1 protein-coding gene is annotated in these 513 nt (G+C 45.8%); it reads left to right on the forward strand.

Translation table 11 applies throughout. The features are described from left to right. Nucleotides 1-481: YoaK family protein (locus R7R24_RS30515; RefSeq protein WP_318120688.1), on the forward strand; the 481-nt coding region annotated here is incomplete at its 5' end. Between the last annotated feature and the right edge of the window lie 32 nt (nucleotides 482-513).

Below are 513 nucleotides of genomic sequence, written 5' to 3' on the forward strand. Positions count from 1 at the left end.
ATTCAGCTTTTTGATTGGCTCTGCGTTTAGCGGCTTCTTTATTGAGAGTAGCGCTTTAAAGCTTGGCCGACGCTATGGTGTGGCACTTTGTATTGAAGGGAGTTTGTTACTGTTAAGTTTAGGCTTCTTGGTCGAGGGCGACTCCTACGGCCAATACTTAGCGTCAGCAGCATGTGGTTTGCAGAATGCGATGATCACCACTTTTAGTGGCGCAGTTGTCCGAACGACACACATGACGGGGATCATTACCGACCTTGGCATTATGATTGGTGAGAGCTTACGAGGACGTCAATTTGACCGCCGTAAAGCTAAGTTGTTTCTATTCATCTTCTTTGGTTTTTTACTAGGCGGGAGCGTCGGCGCTGCATTATTTATGGCTTATGGCTTGTATGCTCTGGTATTTCCTGCAATTTTAGCCTTTGGTATCGCGCTAATTTACTGGGCTTACCTTTACTCCATCAGTCGCAACCAAAACGCTTAATTTCAAGCAACGGATTCAGCCATCAATGCATG

It is taken from the genome of Vibrio sp. 704, from assembly GCF_033339295.1.